Below are 2,385 nucleotides of genomic sequence, written 5' to 3' on the forward strand. Positions count from 1 at the left end.
CCATATTGCCGCGCCACGTTCTTGCGGACCGCGTGCCCCTTGTAGCGGTGGACCCGCCCCTCGCGCTGCTCCAGGTCCACCGGGTTCGACGGCAGATTCCAGTGCACCACCGCGTGGCAGTACGGGTGGAAGTCGAGTCCCTCCTGGCCGATGGAGGTGGTGGCAAGGACGAAGGGCCAGAAAGGAGAGTTGAATGCCGTGCGCACCTGACCGGCACGGGCCAACACCCGATCGTCCTCCGCGTGCTGGTCACCGAAGCGTACGGCGAACCGGGCACGCATCCCGTACCGCTCGATGCTGACCGGCTGCTCTGCCCCGTCCGCCGTGAGATGATCCAGTCGCAGGGTCGCCGTGCGGAGCGTGAGGGCATCAAAGATCGCGGCGGCCAACTCCTGCGCGACCATTACCGGGTCGTGGCCGAGCAGCCCGAGCGATTCTTGCAACACGTGCACGTATTCGTCGAGCATCGCCTGGATGCCACCGGCGACACCATACTCGAGCACGCGACGCCAGTAGGGCTCACGGCGGTTGATCCCGCGGAGCAAGAAACTCACCTCGGGGACGTTGAAGAGCGTGCGGAAGCCCCACGCGATGTGTGCAGCGCTGTCCCGCACGGCCTCCACGTGGGCCGGTTCGGTGCTACCGACCACCCGGCTCAGGGCGCGGAAAGCGGCGATCGCCGGCCCGCCAACGCCGAGCAGGGCCAGAACCTGCGGCAGGTCGGCCGGTCGACGTCCCAGGCGGACCGACCCGTCCAGGACCTGACGGGCGTAGTCCACGTGCTCCGCCCACGCGCTGTCCTCGTCCCCCTCAGATCCGAACTCCTCGCTCCGTGTCCAACGCGTCGCCAGCCCTGGCCGGTTGAACCAGGCCTCGGTTCCCGCTGGGTCATAGTGATGGTCGAGGAGGATCGGCGCGGCCCAGTACCAGCTCTCGTCTTCCGGTCCGCTGTCGGCGCCGGCCGGCAGCGCCGCGAGCATGGCCTCGATCCGCCGTTCCGCCGCGGTGAGGACCGCAGCAGCGCGGGGGAGACGAACCATCCCACGGCCTGCCGCGCCGAGGTCGCGCGCGATGGCGAGGGGGTCGGTCGCCGCGGCCAGGGCAACCGAGGGGTAGAGCATACCGAACACCGGCATGCCGGTCAGCCGGCCATCATGGCGCGTGAACCGGAGCAGCGGTCGGTAACGACGCCGCGCCTCGGGAGAGTTTTCGACCGCGTCGTCGAACATGCGAACCATCCGGCGCTCCGCCTCGTAGCTCATCAGCGCCGCGATGACCTTCGGCGCGACCCGCCAGGCACTGAACACGAGCCGCTTCGTGACGTCCGCGGGCCGAACACCGGTGTAGACACCGGACAACTCGTAGTACTGGAGCGCGCCGGGGAGCCAGAGCCAACGCCACATGCCACGGTCGAGCGTGTCGCGCACCAGGTGCCGCAGGCGCGCGTTGCCCGGGTCGATCTCGGCATACCGCCGCCACTCATCGAGCGGGAAGAGGAGGTACCGGCTGTTCGCCAGCAGCGATGCAAGCTGCTCCGCCTGCGCAGGCACCGCTCTCGCCGCCTCGATCGCCTCTTTGAGCTTGTACCCCTCCATGAAGTTGACGAGGAACGGCGCCGCCTTCCAGTACTCGACCATGTCCCCCTGATCGAGCACGTCGGCCAACTGCTGCGTCTCGAGATAGGCGTGAATATCCGATGGAGCAACGGGCAACGCCGGCGGGGGCACCTCGGTCAGCATGCCGTTCCGGTCGCTGGAGGCAGCCAGACGCTCGGTACGCACCATGACGCGCCGGAGTCGCGCCTCCAGGTTCGTGGAGAGGAACCGCAGCCGAGCAAGGGTGCCGACCCGATCGACACCGAGCTGGTACAGCGCACGCCGGTACTCACGCAACAGGTGCCCGATCGCCTCGGTCTCCGTCTCGCTCCGGAGGAGGAACCGGATCGTGTCGATAAAGTCGCGGTAGTGATCGTCCGACTCGGCTTCCTCATCCAGCGTGTACATCTTGTACGGCGTGGCGGACAGGAGCAGCACACGCGCCCGCGTTGCAGCGTCCTGGTAGTTGAACAAGTCACTTGCAAGTTGGCTGGCAGCATCCTGCCCGTTCAGCAGGTGCTTGAATCGCTGGAACTCGTCCAGGATGATCAGGTCGGGCTCCAGCGCGCTGAGGCAGGTCCGCGCGAGGATCGTGCGCAGTGTTCCGATCACCTGAGCGTGGTCCGCGCGGGCCGAACGCGGCACCCCGCCCTGGCGATAGGCCGCGCTGCGAGCGAGTGCCTCGAAGCGCTCGTGCAGCGTCGGCGCGCCGCGCTCGCGAGACTCACGATCACTCTCCTCCAGGTGGTCGAGGAAGGAGTCCGCCAGCGTCGGGTCGATCGTGTAGTAC

At 67.9% G+C, this 2,385-nt stretch carries 1 protein-coding gene; it reads right to left on the reverse strand.

Annotation, left to right across the window (positions count from 1 at the left end):
• Positions 1 to 2,385: helicase-related protein (locus tag IRZ30_RS17015; protein WP_294086892.1), on the reverse strand; the 2,385-nt coding region annotated here is incomplete at both ends.

The sequence above is a fragment of the Sphaerobacter sp. genome (genome assembly GCF_019683595.1).
Lineage (GTDB): Bacteria > Chloroflexota > Chloroflexia > Thermomicrobiales > Thermomicrobiaceae > Sphaerobacter.